The sequence below is a fragment of the Microbacterium lacus genome, from assembly GCF_044794305.1.
In the GTDB taxonomy this organism is placed as follows: Bacteria; Actinomycetota; Actinomycetes; order Actinomycetales; family Microbacteriaceae; genus Microbacterium; species Microbacterium lacus_B.
Genome location: NZ_CP084996.1, coordinates 1,078,289 through 1,102,404, shown reverse-complemented (window position 1 = coordinate 1,102,404; position 24,116 = coordinate 1,078,289). Strand labels below are relative to the sequence as shown.

At 66.6% G+C, this 24,116-nt stretch carries 27 protein-coding genes; 16 read left to right on the top strand and 11 right to left on the bottom strand.

All coding sequences use genetic code 11. From position 1 onward, the window contains the following. Positions 1-31 precede the first annotated feature (31 nt). From LG299_RS05430 to LG299_RS05420, 3 genes are all read left to right on the top strand, one after another. Positions 32-1,201, top strand: coding sequence for a thiolase family protein (locus tag LG299_RS05430; RefSeq protein ID WP_404433943.1), 1,170 nt, complete (start codon positions 32-34; stop codon positions 1,199-1,201). 4 nt (positions 1,202-1,205) lie between these two features. Next, on the top strand, positions 1,206-1,979 hold the full coding sequence (locus LG299_RS05425) for an IclR family transcriptional regulator C-terminal domain-containing protein (RefSeq protein ID WP_404433942.1): 774 nt from the start codon (positions 1,206-1,208) through the stop codon (positions 1,977-1,979). Between the two features lie 174 nt (positions 1,980-2,153). Then, on the top strand, positions 2,154-3,128 hold the full coding sequence (locus LG299_RS05420) for a DMT family transporter (protein WP_404433941.1): 975 nt from the start codon (positions 2,154-2,156) through the stop codon (positions 3,126-3,128). Here LG299_RS05420 and LG299_RS05415 read toward each other — a convergent pair. Further along, positions 3,112-3,663, bottom strand: a complete 552-nt coding sequence (locus tag LG299_RS05415) for a nitroreductase family protein (RefSeq protein ID WP_404434812.1) — start codon at positions 3,661-3,663, stop codon at positions 3,112-3,114. The two genes, LG299_RS05420 and LG299_RS05415, sit on opposite strands and share 17 nt — an antisense overlap. A 56-nt stretch (positions 3,664-3,719) precedes the next feature. Further along, positions 3,720-4,139, bottom strand: a complete 420-nt coding sequence (gene msrB / locus LG299_RS05410; protein ID WP_404433940.1) for a peptide-methionine (R)-S-oxide reductase MsrB — start codon at positions 4,137-4,139, stop codon at positions 3,720-3,722. Here msrB and LG299_RS05405 point away from each other — a divergent pair. The 5 genes from LG299_RS05405 to groL all read left to right on the top strand — a co-directional run bounded on the left by LG299_RS05405 (position 4,138) and on the right by groL (position 8,231). Then, complete coding sequence (locus tag LG299_RS05405) at positions 4,138-5,232, top strand: DUF2332 family protein (protein WP_404433939.1); 1,095 nt, start codon at positions 4,138-4,140, stop codon at positions 5,230-5,232. The genes msrB and LG299_RS05405 overlap by 2 nt on opposite strands. 9 nt (positions 5,233-5,241) lie before the next feature. After that, entirely contained in the window at positions 5,242-5,484 is a 243-nt protein-coding gene (locus LG299_RS05400; protein ID WP_404433938.1) for a DUF3263 domain-containing protein, read from the top strand. A gap of 9 nt (positions 5,485-5,493) precedes the next feature. Beyond that, positions 5,494-6,063, top strand: a complete 570-nt coding sequence (locus LG299_RS05395) for a LytR C-terminal domain-containing protein (RefSeq protein ID WP_404433937.1) — start codon at positions 5,494-5,496, stop codon at positions 6,061-6,063. A gap of 144 nt (positions 6,064-6,207) precedes the next feature. After that, the gene (locus tag LG299_RS05390; protein ID WP_404433936.1) at positions 6,208-6,408 is read left to right on the top strand and encodes a cold-shock protein; all 201 of its coding nucleotides are present in this window, start codon (positions 6,208-6,210) and stop codon (positions 6,406-6,408) included. Positions 6,409-6,611: 203 nt separating this feature from the next. Then, positions 6,612-8,231: a chaperonin GroEL gene (gene groL / locus LG299_RS05385; protein WP_404433935.1), complete on the top strand. Its 1,620-nt coding sequence runs from the start codon at positions 6,612-6,614 to the stop codon at positions 8,229-8,231. A 75-nt stretch (positions 8,232-8,306) separates the two neighbouring features. Here groL and LG299_RS05380 read toward each other — a convergent pair whose 3' ends face one another. From LG299_RS05380 to LG299_RS05370, 3 genes are all read right to left on the bottom strand, one after another. Then, positions 8,307-8,594: a WXG100 family type VII secretion target gene (locus LG299_RS05380; RefSeq protein WP_404433934.1), complete on the bottom strand. Its 288-nt coding sequence runs from the start codon at positions 8,592-8,594 to the stop codon at positions 8,307-8,309. A 126-nt stretch (positions 8,595-8,720) separates the two neighbouring features. Continuing rightward, positions 8,721-10,472, bottom strand: a complete 1,752-nt coding sequence (locus LG299_RS05375; protein ID WP_404433933.1) for an ATP-binding protein — start codon at positions 10,470-10,472, stop codon at positions 8,721-8,723. A 37-nt stretch (positions 10,473-10,509) separates the two neighbouring features. Continuing rightward, positions 10,510-11,202 (bottom strand): response regulator transcription factor, encoded by a 693-nt coding sequence (locus LG299_RS05370; protein WP_404433932.1) that lies wholly within the window; start codon positions 11,200-11,202, stop codon positions 10,510-10,512. A 73-nt stretch (positions 11,203-11,275) separates the two neighbouring features. Here LG299_RS05370 and LG299_RS05365 point away from each other — a divergent pair, with 73 nt between their 5' ends. Then, positions 11,276-12,217 carry a lysostaphin resistance A-like protein gene (locus tag LG299_RS05365; protein WP_404433931.1) on the top strand — a complete coding sequence of 314 codons (942 nt, stop codon included), beginning with the start codon at positions 11,276-11,278 and terminating at the stop codon, positions 12,215-12,217. A 2-nt stretch (positions 12,218-12,219) separates the two neighbouring features. Here the strand turns inward: LG299_RS05365 and LG299_RS05360 are convergent, their stop codons facing one another. Further along, positions 12,220-12,768: a TetR/AcrR family transcriptional regulator gene (locus tag LG299_RS05360; protein ID WP_404433930.1), complete on the bottom strand. Its 549-nt coding sequence runs from the start codon at positions 12,766-12,768 to the stop codon at positions 12,220-12,222. Between the two features lie 74 nt (positions 12,769-12,842). Between LG299_RS05360 and LG299_RS05355 the strand changes: the two genes are divergently transcribed. Beyond that, on the top strand, positions 12,843-13,733 hold the full coding sequence (locus LG299_RS05355) for an alpha/beta fold hydrolase (RefSeq protein WP_404433929.1): 891 nt from the start codon (positions 12,843-12,845) through the stop codon (positions 13,731-13,733). A gap of 13 nt (positions 13,734-13,746) precedes the next feature. On the opposite strand, the gene LG299_RS05350 is transcribed toward LG299_RS05355, so the two are convergent. The 3 genes from LG299_RS05350 to LG299_RS05340 all read right to left on the bottom strand — a co-directional run bounded on the left by LG299_RS05350 (position 13,747) and on the right by LG299_RS05340 (position 17,493). Further along, positions 13,747-15,402, bottom strand: a complete 1,656-nt coding sequence (locus tag LG299_RS05350) for a DNA repair helicase XPB (RefSeq protein WP_404433928.1) — start codon at positions 15,400-15,402, stop codon at positions 13,747-13,749. 87 nt (positions 15,403-15,489) lie between these two features. Next, positions 15,490-17,217 carry a helicase-associated domain-containing protein gene (locus LG299_RS05345; RefSeq protein WP_404433927.1) on the bottom strand — a complete coding sequence of 576 codons (1,728 nt, stop codon included), beginning with the start codon at positions 17,215-17,217 and terminating at the stop codon, positions 15,490-15,492. Further along, positions 17,218-17,493: a multidrug ABC transporter ATPase gene (locus tag LG299_RS05340; RefSeq protein ID WP_404433926.1), complete on the bottom strand. Its 276-nt coding sequence runs from the start codon at positions 17,491-17,493 to the stop codon at positions 17,218-17,220. Between the two features lie 127 nt (positions 17,494-17,620). On the opposite strand from LG299_RS05340, the gene LG299_RS05335 reads away from it, so the two are divergent. Further along, on the top strand, positions 17,621-18,004 hold the full coding sequence (locus LG299_RS05335; protein ID WP_404433925.1) for a cold-shock protein: 384 nt from the start codon (positions 17,621-17,623) through the stop codon (positions 18,002-18,004). Continuing rightward, a complete protein-coding gene (locus LG299_RS05330) occupies positions 17,988-18,710 on the top strand; it encodes a DUF3027 domain-containing protein (RefSeq protein WP_404433924.1) in 723 nt (240 codons plus the stop codon). The genes LG299_RS05335 and LG299_RS05330 overlap by 17 nt, the downstream gene beginning before the upstream one ends. Positions 18,711-18,755: 45 nt before the next feature. Here the strand turns inward: LG299_RS05330 and serC are convergent, their stop codons facing one another. Further along, on the bottom strand, positions 18,756-19,868 hold the full coding sequence (gene serC / locus LG299_RS05325; RefSeq protein WP_404433923.1) for a phosphoserine transaminase: 1,113 nt from the start codon (positions 19,866-19,868) through the stop codon (positions 18,756-18,758). Between the two features lie 99 nt (positions 19,869-19,967). Here serC and LG299_RS05320 point away from each other — a divergent pair, with 99 nt between their 5' ends. From LG299_RS05320 to LG299_RS05310, 3 genes are all read left to right on the top strand, one after another. Then, complete coding sequence (locus LG299_RS05320) at positions 19,968-20,669, top strand: metal-dependent transcriptional regulator (RefSeq protein ID WP_404433922.1); 702 nt, start codon at positions 19,968-19,970, stop codon at positions 20,667-20,669. Between the two features lie 207 nt (positions 20,670-20,876). Further along, the gene (locus LG299_RS05315) at positions 20,877-21,785 is read left to right on the top strand and encodes a M23 family metallopeptidase (RefSeq protein ID WP_404433921.1); all 909 of its coding nucleotides are present in this window, start codon (positions 20,877-20,879) and stop codon (positions 21,783-21,785) included. Positions 21,786-22,109: 324 nt separating this feature from the next. Continuing rightward, positions 22,110-22,607: an HNH endonuclease gene (locus LG299_RS05310; RefSeq protein WP_404433920.1), complete on the top strand. Its 498-nt coding sequence runs from the start codon at positions 22,110-22,112 to the stop codon at positions 22,605-22,607. 16 nt (positions 22,608-22,623) lie between these two features. Here the strand turns inward: LG299_RS05310 and LG299_RS05305 are convergent, their stop codons facing one another. Continuing rightward, the gene (locus tag LG299_RS05305; protein ID WP_404433919.1) at positions 22,624-23,130 is read right to left on the bottom strand and encodes a MarR family winged helix-turn-helix transcriptional regulator; all 507 of its coding nucleotides are present in this window, start codon (positions 23,128-23,130) and stop codon (positions 22,624-22,626) included. A gap of 39 nt (positions 23,131-23,169) precedes the next feature. On the opposite strand from LG299_RS05305, the gene LG299_RS05300 reads away from it, so the two are divergent. Further along, positions 23,170-24,114, top strand: coding sequence for a DMT family transporter (locus LG299_RS05300; protein WP_404433918.1), 945 nt, complete (start codon positions 23,170-23,172; stop codon positions 24,112-24,114). Positions 24,115-24,116: the final 2 nt, after the last annotated feature.

Here is a 24,116-nt window from a genome sequence, read left to right as displayed (position 1 = left end):
CTCACGCTCGCCGCTGCTGAGGAGAACTGACATGGGCACATCCTTCATCTACGACGCCGTGCGTACACCGTTCGGCCGGGCAGGCGGCGCGCTCTCGGGTGTGCGACCCGATGACCTCGCGGCTGTGGTGATGCGTGTGATCGTCGAGCGCACGGGCATTGACCCTGCCCGCATCGAGGATGTGATCTTCGGTGACGCGAACCAGGCCGGTGAAGACAACCGCAACATCGCCCGGATGGGCGCGCTGCTCGCGGGGTTTCCGACGACGGTGACCGGTGTCACGGTCAACCGGCTGTGTGCGTCGTCGGTCGAGGCCGTGATCCAGGGGTCGCGGGCGATCGAGTCGGGCGATGCTGACGTGATTCTCGCCGGCGGTGTGGAGTCGATGAGCCGCGCGCCGTACGTCGTCGAGAAGGCGACGAAGCCGTTTTCGGCCGTCGGCAACCAGACGATGTGGAACACCGCGATCGGGTGGCGGATGACCAACCCCGCGCTCCCTGCGGACTGGACGATCAGCAACGGTGCCTCGGCCGAGAAGCTCGCGCAGATCTACAACATCTCCCGCGACGCGCAAGACGCGTTCGCGCTCCGCAGCCATGTGCTCGCCGCGCAGGCGTGGGAGGCGGGCGCTTACGACGACGAGATCGTGCAGGTCGCAGGGCACGAGCTCGCGCGGGACGAAGGCATCCGCGCTGACAGCAGCCTCGAGAAGCTCGGTGGCTTGAAGGCGGTCTTCGCCGCTGAGGGCACTGTCACTGCAGGCAATTCGTCATCGATCAACGACGGCGCGTCAGCACTGTTGCTGGGTGGTGAAGGAGTGCTGGATGCTGAGCCCCTCGCTCGGATCGCCGGCAGAGCAGCCTTCGGCAACGACCCGGACGTGTTCGGTGTCGCGCCGGTCGAAGCCGCAAACCGTGCCCTCGTACGAGCCGGCAAGACCTGGGCAGACGTCGACCTGGTCGAACTCAACGAAGCCTTCGCGTCACAGAGCCTCGCCTGCGTACAGCTCTGGCCGGAGCTTGACCCCGAGAGAGTGAACATCCACGGCGGTGCGATCGCGATCGGCCACCCACTCGGCGCGTCCGGCGGTCGCATCATCGGCCACGCCGCGCACGAGCTCGCCCGCCGGGGCGGGGGAGTGGCGGTCGCAGCGATCTGCATCGGCGTGGGACAGGGTCTCGCGGTCGTCCTGGAAAGATGAGCCTGTGGCAGATGAGGCGGCATCCGGGGACTTCGTCCAGTCGCTTGCGCGCGGCCTGTCGGTCATTCGCGCGTTCGACGCCGAGCATCCGGAACTGACGCTCAGCGACGTTGCCCGCCGCGCCGACATCACTCGGGCGGCCGCACGGCGATTTTTGCTCACGCTCGAGTCGCTCGGGTACGTTGCCTCGGATGCCCGGGCCTTCCGGTTGACCCCGCGGGTGCTGGAACTCGGTTTCAGCTACCTGTCGTCGCTGTCACTGACCGAGATCGTGCAACCCCACCTCGAGGCTCTGTCGCGCGAAGTCGACGAGAGTGTCTCGGCCGCCGTGCTCGGCGGTGCTGACATCGTCTATATCGCGCGTGTGCCGACTCGCCGCATCATGAGCGTGCGCATCACGATCGGCACGCGGTTCCCCGCGTTCGCGACCTCAATGGGCCGGGTGTTGTTGGCGGGGATGACGGATGCTGCCGCCGACGCGGTGGTGGCGACATCCGATCTTCGTGCCTTCACCGAGCGCACGGTGACCGACCCCACAGAACTGCGCCGTGAATTCGCGCTCGTGCGCAACCAGGGTTGGTCGCTCATCGACGGTGAGCTCGAACCCGGATTGCGGTCGATCGCGGCACCACTGCACGGCCGCGACGGAACGGTCGTCGCCGGATTGAACGTATCGACCAGCGCGACCCGCGACACGGTCGAGCACCTCCTCGACGCATACCTCCCACCGCTGCTGCGGACCGCGACAGCGATCGACGCCGAGCTACGGCTGACGTAGTACGCCGCGAGGGTGACCCCAGCGATCAGGACCGTAAGCGGGAACAAGCCTCTACATTTCAGACCCCGATCGCGGCCTGCCATCTCGGGCAGCTCACCGCTCGGCGTTGTCAGCCGGATATCGGGTGCTGCCACGCTCAGGTGGGTCCAGATCTGCCGTAGTGTCGACCTCAAAATGTCATCGTCACCTTCAGGCTCTCCCGACCGCGCACATCTGCCCGGGTGGCTCGCGCTCGCCGGCGCGGCGCTTATCGGGGCGTTGACAGCCATCCAGGCGCGGATCAACGGTCAGCTCGGGTTACGACTCGACGACGGCTTTGTCGCCGCGGCGATCTCGTTCTCGTCCGGCCTCGTCATCCTGATCGTGCTCTCGCTGGTGCTGCCGGGCGGCCGCAAAGGACTCGGGCGCCTGGCGACGGGTATGCGCGAACGCACGATTCCGTGGTGGATGCTGGTGGGCGGCGCCGCAGGCGCGTTCACGGTGGCAACCCAGGGCTTGGTGGTCGCGATCATCGGTGTGTCGTTGTTCACGGTCGGATACATCGCGGGCCAGACAGTGTCGGGTTTGGCGCTCGACCGCATCGGGTTCGGTCCGGGCGGAGTCGTTGCCGTCACTATCCCGCGAGTGGCAGGCGGAGCCCTGGCGCTCGTAGCGGTCGTTCTCTCGATCGGTGGCGCGCCCGCGGGGCAAACACCGGTGTGGATGCTGATTCTCCCGTTCGCTGCCGGTATCGGGGTCGCCTGGCAACAGGCGACGAACGGGCGGTTGCGGCAGAAGGTGGGCTCACCACTCACGGCGACCCTCGTCAACTTCATCGGCGGAACGGTGTTGCTCGTCATCGCCGCGTTCATTCACGTGGGGATCGTCGGAACCCCGCAACCGCTCCCGACCGACCCGTGGCTCTACCTCGGCGGAGCGCTGGGCGTTGTCTACATCTTCTTGTCGGCGTCGTTGGTCGCACACCTCGGCGTGCTACTGCTCGCGCTCGGCACGATCGTCGGTCAGCTCTTTGCCGCGGTCGTCATGGACGCGATCTGGCCGGCCGCGGCAAGCCCGGGGCTCGTGCGCGAGATCGCCGTCGTCACCGTGGCACTCGCCTCGGTGTTGGTCGTCGCCGCACCGTGGGGGCGCTTCAGGCGTTCTTCTTAGGCTTGGGCATCCGCTTCACGTGGTGACGGGCGTCGACGGCTTTGCGTCTGCCCGGCCGCACGCGGGGCGGCTTTCCGCCGACGTACAACCAGCCCAGCAGCTCTTCGTTCTTGCCAAGTCCGTGTGCCTTCGCGACGGCCTTCGAGCGCGTGTAGTCGCCAGTGCGCCACAGGACACCCCATCCGGCTTCGTCCAGCAGCAGGCTGAGCGTGTGCGCGACGCCGGAAGCGACCGCCTCTTGCTCCCACCTCGGCACCTTGCTCTTGCGATAGCTCGCGACCACGGCGATCAGCAGTGGCGCCCGCAGAGGCTTGTCAGAAGCGCCCGATGAGCCATTCGCCTTATTGATCGCTCGGCCGAGAACTTCGCGGTCAGAGCCGCGGAGCTCGATCAAACGCCACGGGCGCAGCGACGAGTGGTCGGCGACCCTGCCCGCGGCAGAGACCAGCGTGAGCAGTTCGTCGTGGGTGGGGGCAGCATCCGTCACCTTCGACCATGACCGGCGTGCCCGAACCGCCTCGAGAGCTGGGCCCACGCGCCCGGAGGCTCCGCCCGACGCGTCAGCGGCGAGCGGAGAGGGCGTGGGGATCGTCACGCGGCGCTGTCCGAGGTGTCGTCCGGAGCGAAATCCAGCGAAAGCGAGTTCATGCAGTACCGGTCGCCGGTGGGCGTGCCGAAACCGTCGGGGAACACGTGGCCCAGGTGCGATCCGCATGCAGCACAGCGAACCTCGGTGCGCACCATGCCGTGGCTGGAGTCATCGATGAGTTCCACCGCGTCGGGGCGGATTGACTCGTAGAAGCTCGGCCATCCGCAGTGCGAATCGAACTTCGTTCCGCTGCGGAACAGCTCGGCGTTGCACGCGGCGCAGGTATAGAGGCCCGCACGGCTCTCGTCGAGCAGTTCACCGGTCCAGGGCCGCTCGGTGCCCGCTTCGCGCAACACCGCGTACTGCTGGGGGGTGAGGTCCTCGCGCCACTGCGCGTCACTCTTGTCGACCGTGTATGCCATGGGAATCTCCTTGCTCGTCACTCCATTCAACAGCAGGCCGCCCGCGAGTGTTCCGCTGCGGCTGGACGTTCGCCGCGAGAATGGGGGAGTGATTCCGGATGCCGCCCCCGACGTGTCGGCCGTCGCCGAGCGCTACCGGCGATTCGCGAGGGACGACGCACCGGGTCGCTCCGATCTCTACGCGGAGTGGGCGCAGGGTGTGGCAGAGGATTCTGCTGTCCAGCGGATCCTCGCCCGGATTCCCGCCACCCACCGCCAGCCCCCGCTGGTCTTCGCGGTGACGCGGCTGCTCGGCGCGCACGAGGGGCCTTACGCGGTCTGGGCGGAGTGGCTCACCGTTCACGCCGACGAGGTGGTGGCTCAAGCATCCGCCCGCTCGCTGCAAACGAACGAACCGCAACGGTGCGCCGCCCTGCTCCCCGCGCTCAGTCTGATCGAGGGTCCCCTCGCGCTGCTCGAGATCGGCGCCAGCGCGGGCCTCTGCCTGTACCCCGATCGCTACGGGTACCGCTACACCATGGGCGAGGGTGACGTCGTCGAGCTTTCGCCCACGGGTGGATCATCGGTTGTGCTCGAGTGCGCGGTCTCGGGGTCGCCGCCGCTCCGGCTTCCTGAGGTTGTGTGGCGTACGGGCATCGACCTCGCACCGCTCGACGCCCGCGACGCCGAGCATCGTCGGTTTCTGACGACCCTCGTGTGGCCCGGTGAGCAAGGCAGAGCCGAGCGCATCGGGGCCGCGCTCGAGATCGTCGCTGCTGACCCTCCGCTGATGATGAGGGGGGATGCCGCGGACGCCGCGGTGCTCGACTACGCGATCGACCAGGCTCCGCCGGGGGCAACGCTCGTCATCACCACTCCCGGTGTGATGCCGCACGTACCGCGCGCCGGGCGAGAAGCGCTCATCGAGCGACTGAGGGCGGGACGGGCTGAGTGGATCACCATCGATCCCGCCGACCTCTATAGCTGGACCCCTCCGCTGAGGCCCGAGTTCGCTGGCTTCGTGCTCGGCAGGAACGGCTCCGCGCTCGCCACCGTGGATCCACTCGGGGCGTTCGTGGAGTGGCGCGCGGGATCGAGCGCGGTCGGCCGCTAGCGTGACAGCGTGCCCCACGTTCCCTTGACCGATCGCGACCGTGCCATCCTCGACTTCGAGGCGGCCTGGCATCGAGACGCGCCGGCCAAGGAAGAAGCGATCCGCGCCGAACTGGCGCTGGCTCCCGCACGCTACTACCAGCTGCTCGTTCGGCTTATCGATACCGCAGAAGCACAGCAGTACGATCCGCTGCTGGTCGGCAGACTCCGACGCCTGCGTGACGTGACGGTCCGCTCGCGCTCGGCCGGGTAGCATCGGGAGGTGTCGAAAACCAGCTTCCCCCGGGACCGGTTCGACGACCTTCCCGCTGAGAGCGGGCGTGTTGGTGCACACCGCGCCGAGAACCCGCGGATGCGTCGCGGAATCGTGTTGCTCTGGTCAGCTCTGGCAACCATCGCCCTGATCACGATCGGCATCTTCGGCACGCTCCTGATCTCGGGCAGAGTCGAGCTGTTCCCGGCTCCCACCCCGTCGAGCACTCCCGCGCCCGTCGTCACGCCCGTGATCGACACCTCGTACAACGTGCTCATCCTCAATGCGACGCCGGAACCGGGGCTCGCGACTCAGCTCAAGGACGTCGTCGTGCAGGCCGGGTGGGCGTTCGACACCGTTACGGCGGGCGAAGCCGGTTCAGACGATTTCGTCACCACGACGATCTACTACCTCGCCGACGCCGACGAGGCTGCCGCTGCCGGCCTTGCCGGCGTCATCGGGGGGGCGGAGATCGAGCAGAGCGAGGTCTACCAGCCTGCGGATGCCACCGGCAAGCAGTTGACGATCGTGATCGGGCTCGATCGCACGGCGAACCCGAGTCCTTCCCCGACCGAATGAGCCCTGCGGAGGGGTTCTGCCGCCCGAGTGTTTCGAGCCGGTAAATACTTCGATGCACGCACGTCAACAGTGGGTTGACGGCATGATTTTGGCCCCCGCTCGTGCCTACGATGGCGAAGACACAAGGCACTTCGGGAGACTCGCATGGCACAAGGCACCGTCAAATGGTTCAACGCTGAGAAAGGCTTCGGCTTCATCACCGTCGCCGATGGACAGGACGTGTTCGTGCACTATTCGAACATCGACATGACCGGTTTCCGCGTCCTCGAAGAGGGGCAGGCCGTGGAGTTCACCGTCGGTACCGGCCAGAAAGGCCCGCAGGCCGAAGCCGTCCGCGTCGTCTGACGCGCGCACACCGCGGACGCGGTGATGAAGGGGATGCCCAGAGGCATCCCCTTCATGCGTGTGGTGAACCGTTGCCCGCCAGCATCCGTCACATCCTCCCCCCGCGGCTTGCACTCGCATAGGCCGAGTGCCAGAATGGCATTAGCACTCGGCAACACTGAGTGCTAACCCCATACTCAACGTCCGGGAGGGACGAACCACACATGGCAAAGATCATTGCTTTCGACGAAGAGGCACGTCGTGGCCTCGAGCGCGGCCTCAACATTCTCGCCGACGCCGTCAAGGTGACGCTCGGCCCCCGCGGTCGCAACGTCGTGCTCGAGAAGAAGTGGGGCGCCCCCACGATCACGAACGACGGCGTCTCGATCGCCAAAGAGATCGAACTCGACGACCCGTTCGAGAAGATCGGCGCCGAGCTCGTCAAGGAGGTCGCCAAGAAGACTGACGACGTCGCGGGTGACGGTACGACCACCGCGACCGTTCTCGCTCAGGCGCTCGTTCGCGAAGGTCTGCGCAACGTCGCAGCCGGCGCCGACCCCATCTCGCTCAAGAAGGGCATCGAGAAGGCCGTTGCGGCCATCACGGCGCAGCTTCTCGAAGACGCCAAAGAGGTCGAGACCAAGGAAGAGATCGCTGCCACCGCATCGATTTCTGCCGGCGACCCCGAGATCGGCGCACTGATCGCCGAGGCCATCGACAAGGTCGGCAAGGAAGGCGTCGTCACCGTCGAGGAGTCGCAGACGTTCGGTACCGAGCTCGAGCTCACCGAGGGTATGCGCTTCGACAAGGGTTTCATCAACCCCTATTTCGTCACCGACCCCGAGCGCCAGGAGGCCGTGTTCGAGGACGCGTACATCCTGATCGCCAACCAGAAGATCTCCAACATCAAGGACCTTCTGCCGATCGTCGACAAGGTGATCCAGGACGGCAAAGAGCTCGTCATCATCGCTGAGGACGTCGAGGGCGAGGCGCTTGCGACTCTCGTGCTCAACAAGATCCGCGGCATCTTCAAGTCGGCTGCCGTCAAGGCTCCCGGCTTCGGCGACCGTCGCAAGGCGCAGCTGCAGGACATCGCGATCCTCACCGGTGGTCAGGTCATCACCGAAGAGGTCGGTCTCAAGCTCGAGAACGCGACGCTTGACCTTCTCGGTCGTGCCCGCAAGGTCATCATCACCAAGGACGAGACCACGATCATCGAGGGCGCCGGCGACAGCGCACTGCTCGAGGGTCGCGTCACGCAGATCCGCCGCGAGATCGAGAACACCGACAGCGACTACGACCGCGAGAAGCTCCAGGAGCGCCTGGCCAAGCTCGCCGGTGGCGTTGCCGTCATCAAGGCCGGAGCAGCAACCGAGGTCGAACTCAAGGAGCGCAAGCACCGCATCGAGGACGCCGTTCGCAACGCGAAGGCTGCCGTCGAAGAGGGCATCATCGCCGGTGGCGGCGTTGCACTCATCCAGGCCGGGAAGAAGGTCTTTGAGACCCTCGAGCTGTCCGGTGACGAGGCGACCGGTGCCAACATCGTGCGTGTCGCGATCGAGGCTCCGCTCAAGCAGATCGCCCTCAACGCGGGCCTCGAGCCCGGTGTTGTCGCGAACAAGGTCTCCGAGCTCCCCTCGGGTCACGGCCTGAACGCCGCGACCGGTGAGTACGTCGACATGCTCGCTGCCGGCATCAACGACCCGGTGAAGGTCACCCGCTCGGCTCTGCAGAACGCAGCGTCGATCGCAGGTCTGTTCCTCACCACCGAGGCCGTCGTCGCGGACAAGCCCGAGAAGGCTGCAGCTCCGATGGGCGACCCGTCGGGCGGCATGGACTTCTAAGTCCTCGCTCACTCGCGCGAATGACGAAACGGATGCCCCGGCCTCGGCCGGGGCATCCGTCGTTGTCAGAGATACTCAGCGGAACAGGCCCATCGTTGCCTGCTCGGTGTCGGCGTACTGGCGTCCGGCGACACCGAGCGCGCCACTGATGTCGGCGAGGGACTGCTCGACCTGCAGCTGGGTGAGACGCCACCGGTCAAGAACGCCCTGAAAGGCGACAGAGGCCGAGCCCGTCCACGCGGACTGCAGGTGGGTGAGCTGCGCAAGCATCGCGCTGCTCTCTGCCTGCAGACGGTCGGCGGTGGCGCGCACCTGCGCGGTCGCGGTGAAGACGGCGTCGCTGTCGACGGTGAAAACGGCCATGTGAGGCTCCTTGAGTGAGGTTGTGCCTCAACGCTAGAAGCGCGGGCACTCCTCCCCGTCGACGCGTGCGACTTCTGGGGAGGAGGCGCGCACGACGCGCGCTGTGCAGGAACGGATGCTTCGCCGTCAGTTCGTGCCGAGGTCGAGGCGCGTGAGCGGCTGCGTCTCTTGCTGCAGGGCGGCGATCACGTCGGTCGCAGGCGCGAGTGGCAAGGACACCCGGAAGGTGGCCCCGCCGCCGGGGGTGTCGAGGACGCCGACCTCCCCGCCCAGGGCATCGACGATCGCCGCGACGATCGACAAGCCAAGGCCGGTGCCGCCGGTCTCACGAGCGCGTGAGGTATCGGCGCGCCAGAATCGCTGGAAGATCTTCTCCTTGATCTGGTCGGGCACCCCCTCGCCGTGGTCGATGATCTCAATCCATCCCCGGTGGGCCGCGACGTCGCTGCCGATACGAAGCTCGATGGGGGAGTCGTCGGCGGTGAACCGGCGCGCGTTGCCCAGCAGGTTGGTCACGACCTGGCGGACGCGGTTCTCGTCCCCCAGCACGATCGGTGCGGCAACTCCCGAGGCGAGGGTCGAGGGCTTCGGGGGTCCGGGGTCCGCGACGGGAGGTTCGCCGACGCCCGCAGCCGACGATGCCGGCACGGGCTTGGGTCTACGCCGCAACAGCGATAGGGCGCCCGCTCGAGCCGCCGGGGTCGGCTGCTTGCCGCGGGGCGGCTGCTTGCCTTGTGGGGTTGTACCGGCGGGTTCTGGCGCTCGGGATGTTCCCGCGGCGACGCTCTCGCTCGAGGTGGTGTCGATCACGGTGACGGGTCGACGCGGCGAGGTGGCCTGAACGTCGAACGCGGCGTCACGTGCGATGGGTCTCAGGTCGACCGCGGTGATCACGACATCACGCCGCTCGTCCAGGCGCGCGAGTGCCAAGAGGTCTTCGACGAGGAGGCCCATGCGCTTGGCTTCGCTCTCGATGCGGTCCATCGCCTGGGCGATCTTCTCGTCGTCGGCGATCGCGCCCATGCGGTACAGCTCGGCATATCCACGAACAGTGACGAGTGGGGTACGCAGTTCGTGGCTGGCGTCGCCGATGAACCGCCGCATCTGCCCCACGGTCGCGTCGCGCTGACGGATCGCAGCATCCACTCGTCCCAGCATTGCGTTGATCGCGGTCTTGAGCCGGCCGACCTCAGTGGTGGTGGGTTCGATGTCGGTCATGCGCAGGCTGAAATCGCCCGCTGCGATCGCTTCCGCGGTCGATTCGACTTGGCCGAGACTGCGGAATGTCAACGTCACCAGGTAGCGGGTGGCGACGGCGCCGGCGGCGACGATGAGGACGGCGAGGATCGAGTAGATCGCCACATACGAGGCGACGACCTGATTGATCGGCGCTATCGGAAGGGCCACCATCTGGGTGAAGAGTTCGGGCGTGCCGTCGATGGTGTAGGTGTCGACGCTCGCGTGAAAGACCGCTGTGCCTTCTTCGCTGGGAATCGAGAAAGGCGTGAGTCCCTTTTCGCCGGTCTGCTGCAGAGTGAAGACATCGGGGAACGCGGGTGCCTGATCGCGATCGCCGCCTCCGGTGCCTCGCAGGGTGCCCAAAGAGTCGTAGACAGCGACGAAGTACTGGGTGTCGGGCGCATCCACTCTTGGGCTGAAACTGACGGCACCCTGGTCGGTGTCGATCTGGATCAGACCGCTGGCGACGTCGGTCGGGGCAAGCGAGACGAGCTGCGCATCGAGATTCGCGATCAGGGTGTTGCGCAGAAAAGCGAGCGTACCGATTCCGGCGGCGAACAGCCCGATGACCAAGAGCGCGACAGTGACCCCGGTGACCTTGGCGCGCAGGCTGGTGCCGCGCCACCACCGGGTGACCACATCGGTCTTGGTAGCCAGGGCGGCTCCCCTCGGTCGATCAGGCGGTCTTGCCGGCCTTCAGCATGTACCCGAAGCCGCGCTTGGTCTGAATGAGCGCTTCGGTGGAGTGCGGATCGATCTTGCGACGGAGGTACGAGATGTAACTCTCGACGATTCCGGCATCGCCGTTGAAGTCGTACTCCCACACGTGGTCGAGAATCTGCGCCTTGCTGAGCACACGGTTGGGGTTGAGCATCAGGTAGCGGAGCAGCTTGAACTCGGTGGGGCTCAGGTCGATCGACACCTCGCCGACGAGCACATCGTGCGTGTCTTGGTCCATCGTGAGCTCGCCCGCGCGGATCACGGACTCTTCGTCGGCCTGCATCGTGCGGCGCAGGATCGCGGCGATGCGCGCGACGATCTCGTCGAGGCTGAACGGCTTCGTGACGTAATCATCGCCGCCGGCGTTGAGTCCGGCGATCTTGTCTTCGGTGTCGTCCTTGGCGGTGAGGAAGAGGATCGGTGCGGTGTAGCCGGCGCCCCGCAGGCGCTTGGTGACGCTGAACCCGTTCATGTCGGGGAGCATCACATCGAGGATGATCAGGTCGGGCTCTTCTTCGAGGACGGCCGAGATCGTCTGGGCGCCGTTGGAGACGGCGCGTACCTGGTAGCCGGCGAACCTGAGACTCGTGATGAGAAGTTCGCGGATGTTCGGCTCGTCGTCGACAACAAGGATGCGCGGTGCGGTCATAGGCCCATATTGGCACCGTAGGTGATGTGCTTGCTGGACATTCGTGCGCGTGATTGGCATCCATGATGGATTTATGACTTCCGCTCGACCGCCGAAAATCCCCGAAGACGCCTTCGGGGCGGGCCTCGCCTTCCACCGTCTGATCTTCGCGCGCAGTCGCTCGGCGTGGTGGACTCCGCTCCTGGCGGGCCTCCTCGGCGTCGCGTTGTACATCACGATGCTCATGGTGGGCGTGGTCGTCTTCATCGTCGGCGCGATCGCCGCGGGCACCGATCTCGCCACATTCGACGTCGAGGTGCGGTTCGATCTGACCGATCCGCTCCTGCTGGCGGTGTTGCTGGGATCGATCGCCCTGATGCTTCCCGCCTATCTGCTCGCCTCGCTGATCGTCAATGGGCGGCGCGTCGGGCTCATCTCGTCAGCGGCGGGGCGCACTCGTTGGGGATGGATGCTGGTGAGCTTGGCCGCGGCGACCGTCGTGGCGGGTGTCGTCACGGGCGTGTCGGCGCTGTTGCCCGCGGACCTCGAGGGGTCTACAGGCGAGATCATCAGCCCCGCCGAGAATCCGCAGTTCTGGGCCACCCTCGCGGTGATCTTGCTGGTGGTCCCGTTTCAGGCCGCGGCCGAGGAGTACGTCTTTCGCGGATACCTGCAGCAAGCGATCGGGCGCTGGCTGAAGCATCCGGCCTTCGCCATTCTTCTTCCGGTGCCGCTGTTCGTGCTGGGGCACGCGTACGACCCGCTCGGGCAGGCGAGCGTCGCGATCTTCGCGATCGCTGCCGGATGGATGACGTGGCGCACTGGAGGACTTGAAGCCGCGATTGCGCTGCACATCGTCAACAACCTCTTGGCGTTCCTGCTCGGGGTCGCGGGGCTCGCCGATGTGAACGACAGCTCGCCCGGACTCATCAGCTTCTTCGTGTCGTTCGTGATGATCGCAGCCTACGTGGGCGTGATCGAGTGGCTGTTCCGCACGTCGGGGCACCATCGGACGCTGCGGCTCACCACGGGCTGAGTTCAGTCCAGGCAGGCGTGCACGGTGCGTTCGATGACCGGACGGATCGGGGCATCCGGATCAATCGTCACGCGGTGCAGCGTGATGCCGTCGCTGGCGGCCATGAGGGTGCGCACGGCTTCGCTCGGCGAATGCGCCCCGATGCCTGCGAGAAGCGCGGTCGCCCACTCGACGTAGACCGCACGTTGATCTAAGAGTGGTTGCAGCAGGTTCGGGTTGCCCGCGCTCTCAACAAAGAGGGCGTAACGCGCGCGGGTGCGGGCGGCAAAGGGTCCCGTCTCGCTGGCGACCATGCCGCTGAGAGCGTCGATCAACTGCTCTGGGGTCTCGATGACCGGAGGGTCCGCGCGGGCGAAGTCTTCGCGCTCACTCTCGGCCATCCATGTCACGACACCGGTGATGAGGGCGTCGCGCGTGCGGAACCAGTTCGACGTTGACCCTTTCGGCAGACCGGCGCGCTCGTCTACGCGGGCATGGGTGAGGGCGCGGATGCCCTGTTCGCCGACGAGCTCAAGGGCGGCCTCCAGGGCGCGGGCGCGGGTGCTGCTCACGCGACGACACTATGCCGGAAACCGATACTATGAAAGTAGTGACACGCCACTACGAAAGTAGTATTGTGTCGCGCATGGACGAAAAGACTTGGGCGGATGCTGCGACCACTGCGCCCCCGATGCCCGACGTCGCGGGCTTCTCGCATGAGTTCATCGACACTCCGGGGCTACGCACACATGTGGCGACGATCGGCGCCGGCGAGCCGGTGCTCATGCTGCACGGCTTTCCTCAGCACTGGTGGCAGTGGCGAACCGTGGGCGTAGGTCTTGCTGACACCTACCGCGTGATCTGCCCCGACCTGCGAGGATCGGGGTGGACTCGCGCGGCCACGTCGCGCATCGAGCGATTCTCGATGCGCGACGATCTGCTCGCGCTCATGGACGCGATGGAGCTCGACCGTGTGCGGATCGTCGCGCACGACATGGGGGCGCTCCCGGCCGCACACATCGCCTACGCGCATCCCGACCGTGTGCACGCGATGGTGGTGCTGTCGGTGCCGCCCCCGTTCATGCCCATGACCCTGGGGATGCTGCCGGCGATGAAACACGTCCCCAAGTTGCGGTTCCATCGTCGGGGCCAGTCGCTGGCGTACCTGTTCGAGGCTCCGTACGTCGCGAAACCGATGCCGGCGCTGACGGTCGCTACCTATCTCGGTCCGCTGAGTGACCCCGCGATCGAGGACGCGATCCGCGAGATCTACCGGGGACTCATCGGCGGCGAGGTGCCGGCACTCGCCACCGGAAGGTACCGCAAAGAGCGTCTGCGCGTGCCCAGCCTGTATGCCTTCAGCGAGAAGGACGAGCCGCTGACGGCATCGTTCGTCCGCTCACACTCGGGAGACACGTCCCGCTACGCAGATCACTTTGAGATCGCGTCGGTTGATGGTGCCGCGCACTTCATGACCGATGACAATCCCGAAGAGGTGTTGTCACTCGCGCGGGACTTCTTCGCCCGCGTCGGTTAGTCGCGGGGTTCAGCTACGCAGCGATCGCGTCGGCGTCCAAGATCGTGTACGCGTAGCCCTGCTCGGCGAGGAACCGCTGGCGATTCTGCGCGAAGTCCTGGTCGACGGTGTCGCGGGCGATGAGCGTGTAGAAGCTCGCCGTGTTGCCGGACTCTTTCGGGCGCAGCAGGCGTCCGAGGCGCTGGGCTTCTTCTTGGCGCGAGCCGAACGACCCCGACACTTGAATGGCGACGGATGCTTCGGGTAGGTCGATCGAGAAGTTCGCGACCTTCGACACCACGAGCAGATCGATCGAGCCCTCACGGAACGCCTGGTAGAGAACCTCACGCTCATCGACCGGAGTCGCGCCGGTGATCTTCGGCGCGTCCAGCGCTTCGGCGAGCACGTCGATCTGATCGAGGTATTGCCCGATCACGAGGATCCGCTCGCCCTTGTGCCGCTCGACGAGCCGGCGGACCACACCGATCTTGGCCGGAGCGGTCGCGGCCAACCGATACCGCTCATCATCGGCGGCTGCGGCATATTCGAGTCGATCGCCAGCGGGAAGGTCGACGCGCACCTCATAACAGATCGCGGGAGAGATGAAGCCCTGGGCCTCGATCTCTTTCCACGGGGCATCGAAACGCTTGGGGCCGATGAGGCTGAAGACGTCGCCCTCGCGGCCGTCCTCGCGCACGAGCGTCGCGGTCAGGCCGAGGCGACGGCGTGCCTGCAGGTCGGCGGTGAGCTTGAAGACCGGCGCAGGAAGCAGGTGAACCTCGTCATAGACGATGAGGCCCCAGTCGAGCGCGTCAAGCAACGCGAGGTGCGCGTACTGCCCCGAACGCTTCGCCGTGAGGATCTGGTAGGTCGCGATCGTGATCGGCTTGATCTCTTTGACCTGACCCGAGTACTCGCCGATCTCTTCGGCAGTGAGCGACGTGCGCTTGATCAGCTCGTCGCGCCACTGGCGCGCGCTGACCGTGTTCGTGACGAGGATCAGCGTGGTCGTCTTGGTGTCGGCCATCGCAGCGGCACCGACGAGTGTCTTGCCCGCGCCACAGGGGAGGACGACGACCCCAGAGCCGCCCTCGGTGAAGATGTCGACGGCTTTGCGCTGGTACGGACGGAGGGTCCAGCCGGATTCATCGAGTTCGATCGGATGCGGCGTCCCCGGCGTGTAGCCGGCGCGGTCCTCGGCCGGCCAGCCGATCTTCAGCAGCTCCTGCTTGATGTGTCCGCGGGCCCACGCGTCGACGACGAACGTGCCCGGCTCGGGGTTCGCGACGATCAGCGGCTGGATGCGCTTGTTCTTCGAGACTTCAGCAAGGACCGCAGCATCCGTCGACCGCAACACCAACGTGCCCTCGCCGAACCCCTCGACCGTGTCGCGCTCGATGACGAGGCGGCCATACCTGCCCACGGTCTCGCGGATGTCGATCGACACCGACGGTGGCACGGGAAAGCGCGACCAGCGCTCGAGGGTCTGCAGCATGTCATCGGCGTCGTGGCCTGCGGCGCGCGCGTTCCAGAGTCCGAGTCGTGTCACGCGGTAGGTGTGGATGTGCTCGGGAGCCCGCTCGAGTTCGGCGAAGATCGCCAGCTCGTGACGAGCACTTTCGGCGTCCGGATGGGCTACTTCGAGCAGCACCGTCCGGTCGCTCTGCACAATCAGGGGACCGTCAGCCATAACGTGCCAGTCTACGCGTCACAGCGATGAGCTCGGACGCTGTCGCACCGACAGACACTACGCCGACAGACACTACGCCGACAGACACTACGCCGGGCGGACGCTAGTGATGCTCGTGAGCGGGAGAGTGCGCTCAATGTCGGCCCCGCGGTCGCGGCCGCGGAGTCTGCCGCCGCCGAGTCCGGTCGCCTCGAGAGTGAAGCTGCGCTCGCCGCCGTCGGGAAGGCGGACGCCGACGACGATTGTCGTCTTGCCGCGAACCGCTTGATCGAGTTCGCGCTCGAGCCACGCGGCGTCGCCGTCGGTGCCGTGCGTGGCGCGAAGGTTCTGCAGCACCCGCGCATAGACATCGACCGGGGTGGCTGCCCCTTCGGACGCGATCGCCGGTGAGCGGCGGTGCAGCGGTTCGGGTGCGCCGCCTGCGTCGAGGGCGATCACTGGATAGCGCGCGTCGGCGAGCGACCAGTAGACCGCATCGCGGGTGACACGAGAGCTCAGGGCTTCGCCGTCACGAATGAGACCGAGCGGGCGCAGAGCCTGGTCGACGGCGATCGCGTCGCGGACCGCAGGGTCGAGGCTGACGACCTTCGTGCGCCCAGATACCTCGTCGGTCTGCACGCGCACGAGGCCGTGTCGGCCCGCAGTGCTGTCGATCAGGTACTCGAGCGGTTGGGGCAAGCCGGTCAGCGAGATCCCCGCGAGGAACTCCTTGATCGACGCGGCCGACTCACCCTCGGTCATTCCGGCACCGATGGACTCTGCGGTGAAGCGATACGACGAAGCTTGGGCGCGCGACTCGCGACGCGCGATGCCGCGCAACCTGAGATCGAGTGCGGGGGCCAGCGGGCCGGGAGCGATCGCGGTGAGATCGGCCTGCAGGTAGACCTTGTCGATCTCAGCCGGAAGGTACTTCGCGAGGGCTGCAGCATCCGGAATCGCGCCTGCAAGAAGCTGACGCGTCCACGCGGGAATCGAGCCGTCGGGGGAGAGGAAGCCCCAGCGGTGCGCGATGCGCTCGAGCCGCTCGGCGCGCGCTGTCCAGTCCGGGTCGAGCGGGTAGGCCGCAGGCCATTCTTGCGGGGAGAAGATCGTGCCGTCCGCGGCGCGCAGACCGCGGGGGAGTGCGCTCACAAGACCACGCACGATCGTGGTCCAGCGCGTCGTCGTGGTCTCTTCGAGCCAGTGGTCGCCGGCGGGCGTGACGAGCCACTCGCGCCCGGCAGAACGTAGCAGCCCAGCCCCGGCGGCGGAGTCGACGAGGTCGTCGAGCTCTTCGGCGGAGTTCACAGCGCCGGTCTCCACGAGCCGCTTGCGGTCGACGGCGCTGACGGCGCCGGTGCCCGTGCGAGTGAGCGGAGCGTGCACGCACATCAGCAGCACATCGGCGAGAGCGCCGGCGGTGGTGAACGCCTGTTCGGCCGCGGCCGCCTCCTGGCCGGGCGAGGCCACGGGCGAAGCGCCGTTCGCCGCGAGCGCCGGTGCTTGCATGAAAGCCTCGGGGTGCGCGGCGATGCCCTCGAGCACGCGAGCCGTCACGGCCGCGTACGGCTGGCCGTTCTCATCGTGCAGAGCGAGTCGCTCATCGATCGCGCTCGGGGCCGCAGCATCCGGGTCGGCCAGTTCGATGAGCGCGCGTCGCGGAAGACGCGCGAGCGCGCGGTCGATGGATGCTGAATCCAGCAGTGCGGCCGCAGCGTCGAAGAAGTCGTGCCAGTTGACCGTGGGTGAGACCGCTCGCGCAGCGAAGGTCTCAGCGAGCGCAGCGTCGTCGCGGCTCGAAAGCCACGTGGCGAGGGCGCGCTCGGAGGTCGCCACTCAGGACCCGCGATTGGCGCGGCTGCGCCGCACGAAACTCATGATGAGGAGCGTCAGGATCATGAGGAAGGCGATCGGCAGACCGAAGAGCGGGATCGCGGCGACCATCGGCCAGATGCCCTGCGAGAAGTCGGCCTGTTCCATGCCGCTGCCGGTGGCGATCATGATCGCGAAGAAGCACACGATGGACAGGATCGCGATTCCCAGCGACATGAACGCCAGGATTCGGTCGATTCGGCGGATCGGAACGTCTTCGCCGGGGGTCTGCGTGCTCATCCGCCCCAGCCTACCCCGGCACCGGTGGTGCCGTAGGCTGGGAGAAAGGGGATCGTTCCATCCTCTGTTCCGCCATGCCGCCACGCAGCTCACGCAGCGAGCGGCGCAGTCACACAGCGAGGTTTCCATGCCCACCGGCAAGGTCAGGTTCTACGACGAGGAGAAGGGGTTCGGCTTCATCGCCAGCGATGACGGCCAGGACGTCTTCTTGCACGCCACGGCGCTCCCCGCCGGCACCGAAGCACTGAAGGCAGGCGCGCGCCTCGAGTTCGGCCTCGCCGATGGCAAGAAGGGCCCGCAGGCTCTGTCGGTACGGGTTCTCGAAGCCCCCGTCAGCCTCGCGAAGCGTTCGCGCAAGTCCGCCGACGACATGGCGGTCATCGTCGAAGATCTCGTCACGCTGCTCGACGGCATCGGCGGCGACTTCCGTCACGGTCGATACCCCAGTGCGTCGCACGCGAAGAAGATCGCAGCTGTGCTGCGCAAGGTTGCGGATGACCTCGACGCCTGAGCAGTCTGACTCGGACGCGCAGTCCGACTCTTCCGCGTCCCCGGACCCGGTGCTGATCGCCTCACACGATCTCGCCCTCTCTGCGCTACGTGAAATCACGCCGAGTGCCACGATCGGCGCGCCCGCAGACTACCGGGTCGAGGCGGACGGCGTCGTCTCTCTGCGGTTCGAAAACCGCCTGGGTGGCTACCCGGGCTGGTACTGGACCGTGAGCCTTGCCCACGTCGAGGGTGTCGAACCCACCGTGCTCGAAGTCGAGTTGCTCCCCGGTGACGGCGCGCTTCTCGCTCCGGACTGGTTGCCGTGGGCGGAACGTCTCGCGGACTATCACGCGGCGCAGGCGGCCGCTGCCGCGCTCGCCGGCGAAGATGTCGAAGAGTCGGGCGACGAAGAAGAAGACGACGACGAACTTGATGACGTCGACGATCTGGATGCTTCGGACTTCGACCAGGACGGTTCGCCGATTCTGCACGCCGGCGATGTCGATGGTGTCGACATCGACGAACTCGCGGACGACCTCGCCGACTCGGACGACGGAGATTCGGACGATGAGGAGTCCGACGACGATGACGAATCGGACGAGGCCTCGGACGACGAAGACTCGGACGACGACGACTCCGATGATGACGATGACGATGACGACGACGAAGAGTCCGACCCCGACGACGACTCCGACGACGACGACTCCGACGACGAAGACAACTAGACCTCGCCCGTCAACTAGACCTCGCCAGTCAACGCATCTCGCGCGTTAGAGCCGCTCGAGCGTGTAGTCGATGCTGCGGATGAGCTGGCGCACGTCGTCGGGCTCGATCGAGACGAAGGTCGCGACGCGCAGCTGGTTGCGCCCGAGCTTGCGGTACGGCTCGGTGTCGACGATGCCGTTCGAGCGGAGGCTCGCGGCGATGGCCGCAGCATCCACAGACTCATCAAAATCGATCGTCACCACAACGGGCGAGCGTTCTGCCGGGTTGGTGACGAACGGGGTCGCGACGGGAGATGCCTCGGCCCACTCGTACAGCGCGCCCGACGACTCGCGCGTGCGGGCGTCGGCCCACTGCAGCCCGCCGTGCGAGGTGATCCACTCGAGTTGGTTCTCGAGAAGGTAGAGAGTGGTCAGCGCCGGAGTGTTCAGCGTCTGGTTGAGACGTGAATTGTCGAGCGCGTTCTTGAGGCTGAGAAACTCAGGAATGTAGCGGCCGGATGCTGCGATCCGTTCGATCCGCTCGATCGCTGCCGGCGAGACCAGGGCGAACCACAGTCCGCCGTCCGAGCCGAGGTTCTTCTGGGGAGCGAAGTAGTAGACGTCCGCTTCGCTGGCCGAGAAGTCGATGCCGCCGGCGGCGCTCGTGGCGTCGATGACCGTAAGGGCGCCTTCGTCGCCGTGGACGCGCTTCACCGGAGCCGTGACACCGGTCGAGGTCTCGTTGTGCGGCCATGCGTATACGTCGACGCCCTCGACGGGCTCGGCCGCGGTGCGGGTTCCTGCGGTAACCTCGCGGACGTCGGGCGCCTCGAGCCAGGGAGCCTTGGCGGCTCCGGCGAACTTCGAGCCGAACTCACCGAACACGAGGTTCTGCGCACGGCGTTCTATGAGACCGAAGGCCGCAGCATCCCAAAACGCCGTCGATCCGCCGTTGCCGACGATGATTTCGTAGCCCGTGGGGGCCCGGAAGAGGTCGCTCAGCTGCGAGCGCACGCGCCCTACGAGGTTCTTCACCGGCGCCTGCCGGTGCGATGTGCCGAGCAGCACGCGCCCCGGACCGCTCAGAGCATCGAGCTGCTCGTTGCGCACCTTGGACGGGCCGCAGCCGAAGCGACCGTCGGCGGGCAGGATTTCGCGGGGAAGGACGACGTAAGACATGGGTCGATTCTAGGGTTTCGCCGCGAGCGGACCTCGGCGTGTGACGTCGTGCGGCTAGATAGGGTGTCCTTACATCGACTTCTGCTGGACGAGGGCCTCATGACCGATCTGATCGACACCACCGAGATGTACCTCCGCACGATCCTCGAACTCGAGGAGGAGCGGATTCAGCCGTTGCGCGCGCGTATCTCTGAGCGCCTCGGTCACTCGGGTCCGACCGTGTCGCAGACCGTCGGCCGTATGGAGCGAGACGGACTCGTCGTTGTCTCTGACGATCGCACGCTCGAACTCACTGACTCGGGCCGGCAGAAGGCCGTCGACGTGATGCGCAAGCACCGCCTCGCGGAGCGACTCCTCTCTGATGTGATCGGCCTGGACTGGGCCTACGTGCACGAAGAGGCGTGCCGGTGGGAACACGTCATGAGCGAGCAGGTCGAGCGTCGCCTGATCGAGCTGCTGGGGCATCCGACCGAATCGCCCTATGGCAACCCGATCCCGGGACTCGACCAACTCGGCGACGCGCTGAGCGGCGGATTCGACCAGGGCGTCGTGGGATTGGTCACCCGTATGAACCTCGCGGGCGAGCCCATCACGGGCACGATTCGTCGTCTCGCCGAGCCCGCGCAGGTCGACCCCGAGCTGCTGCAGCAGTTCATGAGCGCCGGCGTTCTGCCCGGTCGTAGCGGCGATTTCCGCTACAGCGAGGGCTACGTCCTCGTGCAGATGGACGGCAACGACGAGGCGCTCGAGCTGCCGGTCGAGGTCGCCTCGCACATCTTCTTGGTCGACGACCACCGGTAACATCCAGGCGTTTGCCAGGGCGGCAAACGTGACAGATTCGTTACCGTCGGGTAGCGTGGAGGAGTCCGTAGGCGAGAAGCCCGCCGTAGGACTCCGCTCGGATTGCCTCCCCGGCTCGTCGTCCGCGCGGTTAAGCCCGCATATCGTGCCCCGACATCGATTGCTGACGAGCCAGGCGCCTCGGCGCAGAGGCGCAGGAGGACAAGCTTGGCTGAAGAGACCGATTCGACCGCGATCGAGCCCCAGGGTGACGCGACGAGCACCACGACCCGCACACGCACCCGCCGCTCCGCGGCCCGTCGATCGACGGCTGTTGCTGCGCCCGTTGCGGCTCCTCGCAAGGCCACGCCCCGCCGTCTGAGCTCGAAGCCTCGTCCGATGCGCAGCCTTGCCATCATCGCCATGGTCGGTGGCCTCGTTGCCACCGTCGCGCTCCCCGCCTATGGCGCATTCCGCTCGCCCGACGAGACGCTTACTCTCCAGCAGGTTGCTGCGGACGACGCCCAGACCTTCGTCGCAGCCTCCGACGCGACCGCGACCACACTTACGCGCGACAGCTACTCCGCGACCACTCCCGAAGAGATCGCCACCAAGAAGGCTGAAGAAGCAGCCAAGGCCGCGGCTGAAGCAGCAGCCGCTGCGGCCGTCGCTCGTGCCCGCACCAGCTCGTCGTCGTCCTCAGCATCCATCCCCCAGAACGTGATGATGGTCTCGCCCGGTAGCGGCGAAGTGCGCTGGCCGATTCTGAACTTCACCAAGGGTCGCGGGCTCTGGGACTCGGGCTATCACCAGGGCGTCGATCTTCTCGCCGCGGGTGGCACGCCGCTCTACGCTGCTGCAGCGGGAGTCGTTCGCGTCTCGCAAGAAAGTTACGGCGGGTACGGCGTGGCGATCACCATCGACCACGTCATCGCCGGTCAGCGCGTGAACACGCTCTATGGTCACATGATCTACGGCAGTCGTCAGGTCGCCTCGGGTCAGTCGGTCGCCGCCGGTCAGTTGATCGGCTTCGTCGGCAGCACCGGTAGCTCGACGGCCAACCACCTGCACTTCGAGGTGCACATCAACGGTTCGGTCGCCGACCCGTGGGCCTGGCTCCAGGCCAACGCCGGCTGACGCACCTCTTCGGAGGTCGCGTGCTGACACGCCCGTCCCTCGATTGACCCTCCTTCGCTGACCGTGCGTTAGCCTGAGACTCGACGCTGAGAGAAGCGGAGGGGCGCCAATGGGCACAATTCCTCGCATCCGAACCATGGATGCGCTAGGTCTGCTTGTGCTCCGGCATCGAGTGAACGGATGCTGCGGCTCGTCCGCGGCGCCCAAGCGCTGTCTGTAACTGGACAGCGCTTTTTTCATGCCCTGAAACCCTCTCACCGTCACTGAGTGACTGCAGTACCGAACAACCGAGAAGCCGTCCCGGCCCGTTCGAGAGGATGAGAAGTGCGCACACTAGTGCTCAACGCGGGGTACGAACCGCTCGCCATCGTGTCGTTCAAGAGAGCGCTCGTACTGGTGATGAATGAGAAGGCGACCGTCATAGAACTGGTCGAGGGCGAACCCGTGTGGGCCGCGCGTGGATCGTATGAGAGACCCGCGGTGATTCTGCTCCGCCGGTACGTGCGCGTACCTGGCGCACGCAGAATCCCGGTCACTAGACGCGGTGTGCTGCGGCGCGACGCGCACCGGTGCGGATACTGCGGCAAGGCAGCATCCACGATCGATCACATCCTTCCGCGCTCGCGCGGGGGAGCGGACTCGTGGGAGAACCTGGTCGCGTGTTGTTTGCGGTGCAACAACGTCAAGGGCGATCGCACGCCGCTCGAGATGAACTGGGATCTGCGGGTTGTGCCGCAGCCTCCGCGCGGCGGCCAGTGGACCGTGCGGGGCACCGAACGGGCCGACCCGCGGTGGGAGCCGTATCTCGCGCTTGCGGCTTAGTTCTGTTCGCGGAGGCTCAGCGCGGATCGAGGATTGCGAGCCAGCGCGTGAGTACGCGCTCGAGGGCGTCGGTGTCGTCTGCTCCGAGTTCGTCGAGTAGTGCGTGCTCATTCGCCAGGTGGGCGGTGAACGCGCGGTCGATGAGGTCGAGACCGTCAGGTGTGAGGCGCACGATTCGGCGTCGGGCGTCGGATGCCTCAGCCCGACGTTCGACGAGCCGCCGGGCTTCGAGGCGGTCGACGCGTTTGGTCAGCCCACCCGTTGTCACCAGTGTGTGGTCGGCGAGCTCGCCCGCAGCTCGTTCGTATGGCGCGCCCGCGCGGCGGAGTGTCGCCAGTACGTCGAACTCGCCCTCAGTGAGCCCGAACTGTCCGTAGACGGCGACGAGTCGGTCGGTCAGTTCGAGCGCGACGCGATGCAGTCGCCCGATCACCCCTTGCGGCGAGGGGTCGAGGTCGGGGCGTTCGCGTCGCCATGCCTCTTGGATCTCGGCGACTCTGTCGAGAGGAGGATTCTCAGCCATGATTCGACTATATCTTCCGGGGAAGGTAAAGTATCTTCCATGGAAGATAAGCGTTGGTTCTGGATCCTCATCACGGCCATCGCGCCGATCGCGTGGGGGAGTACGTATGTCGTGACGCGCAACCTCCTGCCGGCCGACGCTCCGCTGTGGGGCGGAGTACTGCGCGCCCTGCCGGCCGGCCTCATCGTCCTGCTGATCGCCAGGCGGTTGCCGACGGGGTCCTGGTGGTGGCGCTCCCTGGTGCTCGGCATCCTGAACGTCGGTGGCTTCTTCGTGCTCATCTACGTCGCCGGTCAGCGGTTGCCGTCCGGCCTCGCTGCAACGCTGATGTCGACGTCCGCGGCATGCATGATGCTGTTCGCGTGGGCTCTCCTACGCCAGCGCCCGACGCTGGCCGCGGCGGGCGGAGCCGGCATCGGCATCATCGGGGTCGTGCTCATGCTGGGCGGAGGTGCCGGGGCCATCGATGGGTGGGGGGTCGCAGCATCCCTCGGCGCAATGGTGGCATCGTCGATCGGCTTCGTCTTGACGGTGCGCTGGGGAGGAGATGTGCCTGCCCTGCCTATGACCGCGTGGCAGTTGTTGGGTGGATCACTCGTCCTCGTGCCGATCGCCGTGATCTTCGAGGGTGCGCCGCCTGCGCTCACTCCCGCGGCGGCGTGGGGCTTCACCTACGTCACACTGATCGCCACGGCCGTCGCCTACGTCGCGTGGTTCGCCGGGCTTCGACGGTTGCAGCCCACGACTGTCGGCATCGTGGGACTCCTCAATCCCGTGACCGGCGTCGTTCTCGGCGTCGCCCTGGCGGGTGAAGCCTTCGGGATCGCGCAGGGTGCGGGTCTCGCGTTGGTCCTCGTTGGGGTGGCGCTCGGCGCGCTCGCGCCCGGATTGTCGGTAAAGCGCCGGGCGAAGGTGCCAGCGAACATGTCCGACAACCGTCGTGCCGTGACCGTCTCCACCGTGGCCGTGCCCACCGTGCCGTGATG

Excerpts from the sequence above, each read along its gene's own strand:
- LG299_RS05340 (WP_404433926.1), bottom strand. The coding sequence starts at position 17,493 with ATGAGCACGCAGACCCCCGGCGAAGACGTTCCGATCCGCCGAATCGAC.
- LG299_RS05330 (WP_404433924.1), top strand. The coding sequence starts at position 17,988 with ATGACCTCGACGCCTGAGCAGTCTGACTCGGACGCGCAGTCCGACTCT.
- LG299_RS05380 (WP_404433934.1), bottom strand. The coding sequence starts at position 8,594 with ATGGCCGTTTTCACCGTCGACAGCGACGCCGTCTTCACCGCGACCGCG.
- LG299_RS05350 (WP_404433928.1), bottom strand. The coding sequence starts at position 15,402 with ATGGCTGACGGTCCCCTGATTGTGCAGAGCGACCGGACGGTGCTGCTC.
- groL (WP_404433935.1), top strand. The coding sequence starts at position 6,612 with ATGGCAAAGATCATTGCTTTCGACGAAGAGGCACGTCGTGGCCTCGAG.
- LG299_RS05430 (WP_404433943.1), top strand. The coding sequence starts at position 32 with ATGGGCACATCCTTCATCTACGACGCCGTGCGTACACCGTTCGGCCGG.
- LG299_RS05320 (WP_404433922.1), top strand. The coding sequence starts at position 19,968 with ATGACCGATCTGATCGACACCACCGAGATGTACCTCCGCACGATCCTC.
- serC (WP_404433923.1), bottom strand. The coding sequence starts at position 19,868 with ATGTCTTACGTCGTCCTTCCCCGCGAAATCCTGCCCGCCGACGGTCGC.
- LG299_RS05390 (WP_404433936.1), top strand. The coding sequence starts at position 6,208 with ATGGCACAAGGCACCGTCAAATGGTTCAACGCTGAGAAAGGCTTCGGC.
- LG299_RS05300 (WP_404433918.1), top strand. The coding sequence starts at position 23,170 with ATGGAAGATAAGCGTTGGTTCTGGATCCTCATCACGGCCATCGCGCCG.
- msrB (WP_404433940.1), bottom strand. The coding sequence starts at position 4,139 with ATGGCATACACGGTCGACAAGAGTGACGCGCAGTGGCGCGAGGACCTC.
- LG299_RS05405 (WP_404433939.1), top strand. The coding sequence starts at position 4,138 with ATGGGAATCTCCTTGCTCGTCACTCCATTCAACAGCAGGCCGCCCGCG.
- LG299_RS05420 (WP_404433941.1), top strand. The coding sequence starts at position 2,154 with ATGTCATCGTCACCTTCAGGCTCTCCCGACCGCGCACATCTGCCCGGG.
- LG299_RS05365 (WP_404433931.1), top strand. The coding sequence starts at position 11,276 with ATGACTTCCGCTCGACCGCCGAAAATCCCCGAAGACGCCTTCGGGGCG.
- LG299_RS05305 (WP_404433919.1), bottom strand. The coding sequence starts at position 23,130 with ATGGCTGAGAATCCTCCTCTCGACAGAGTCGCCGAGATCCAAGAGGCA.
- LG299_RS05355 (WP_404433929.1), top strand. The coding sequence starts at position 12,843 with ATGGACGAAAAGACTTGGGCGGATGCTGCGACCACTGCGCCCCCGATG.
- LG299_RS05370 (WP_404433932.1), bottom strand. The coding sequence starts at position 11,202 with ATGACCGCACCGCGCATCCTTGTTGTCGACGACGAGCCGAACATCCGC.
- LG299_RS05335 (WP_404433925.1), top strand. The coding sequence starts at position 17,621 with ATGCCCACCGGCAAGGTCAGGTTCTACGACGAGGAGAAGGGGTTCGGC.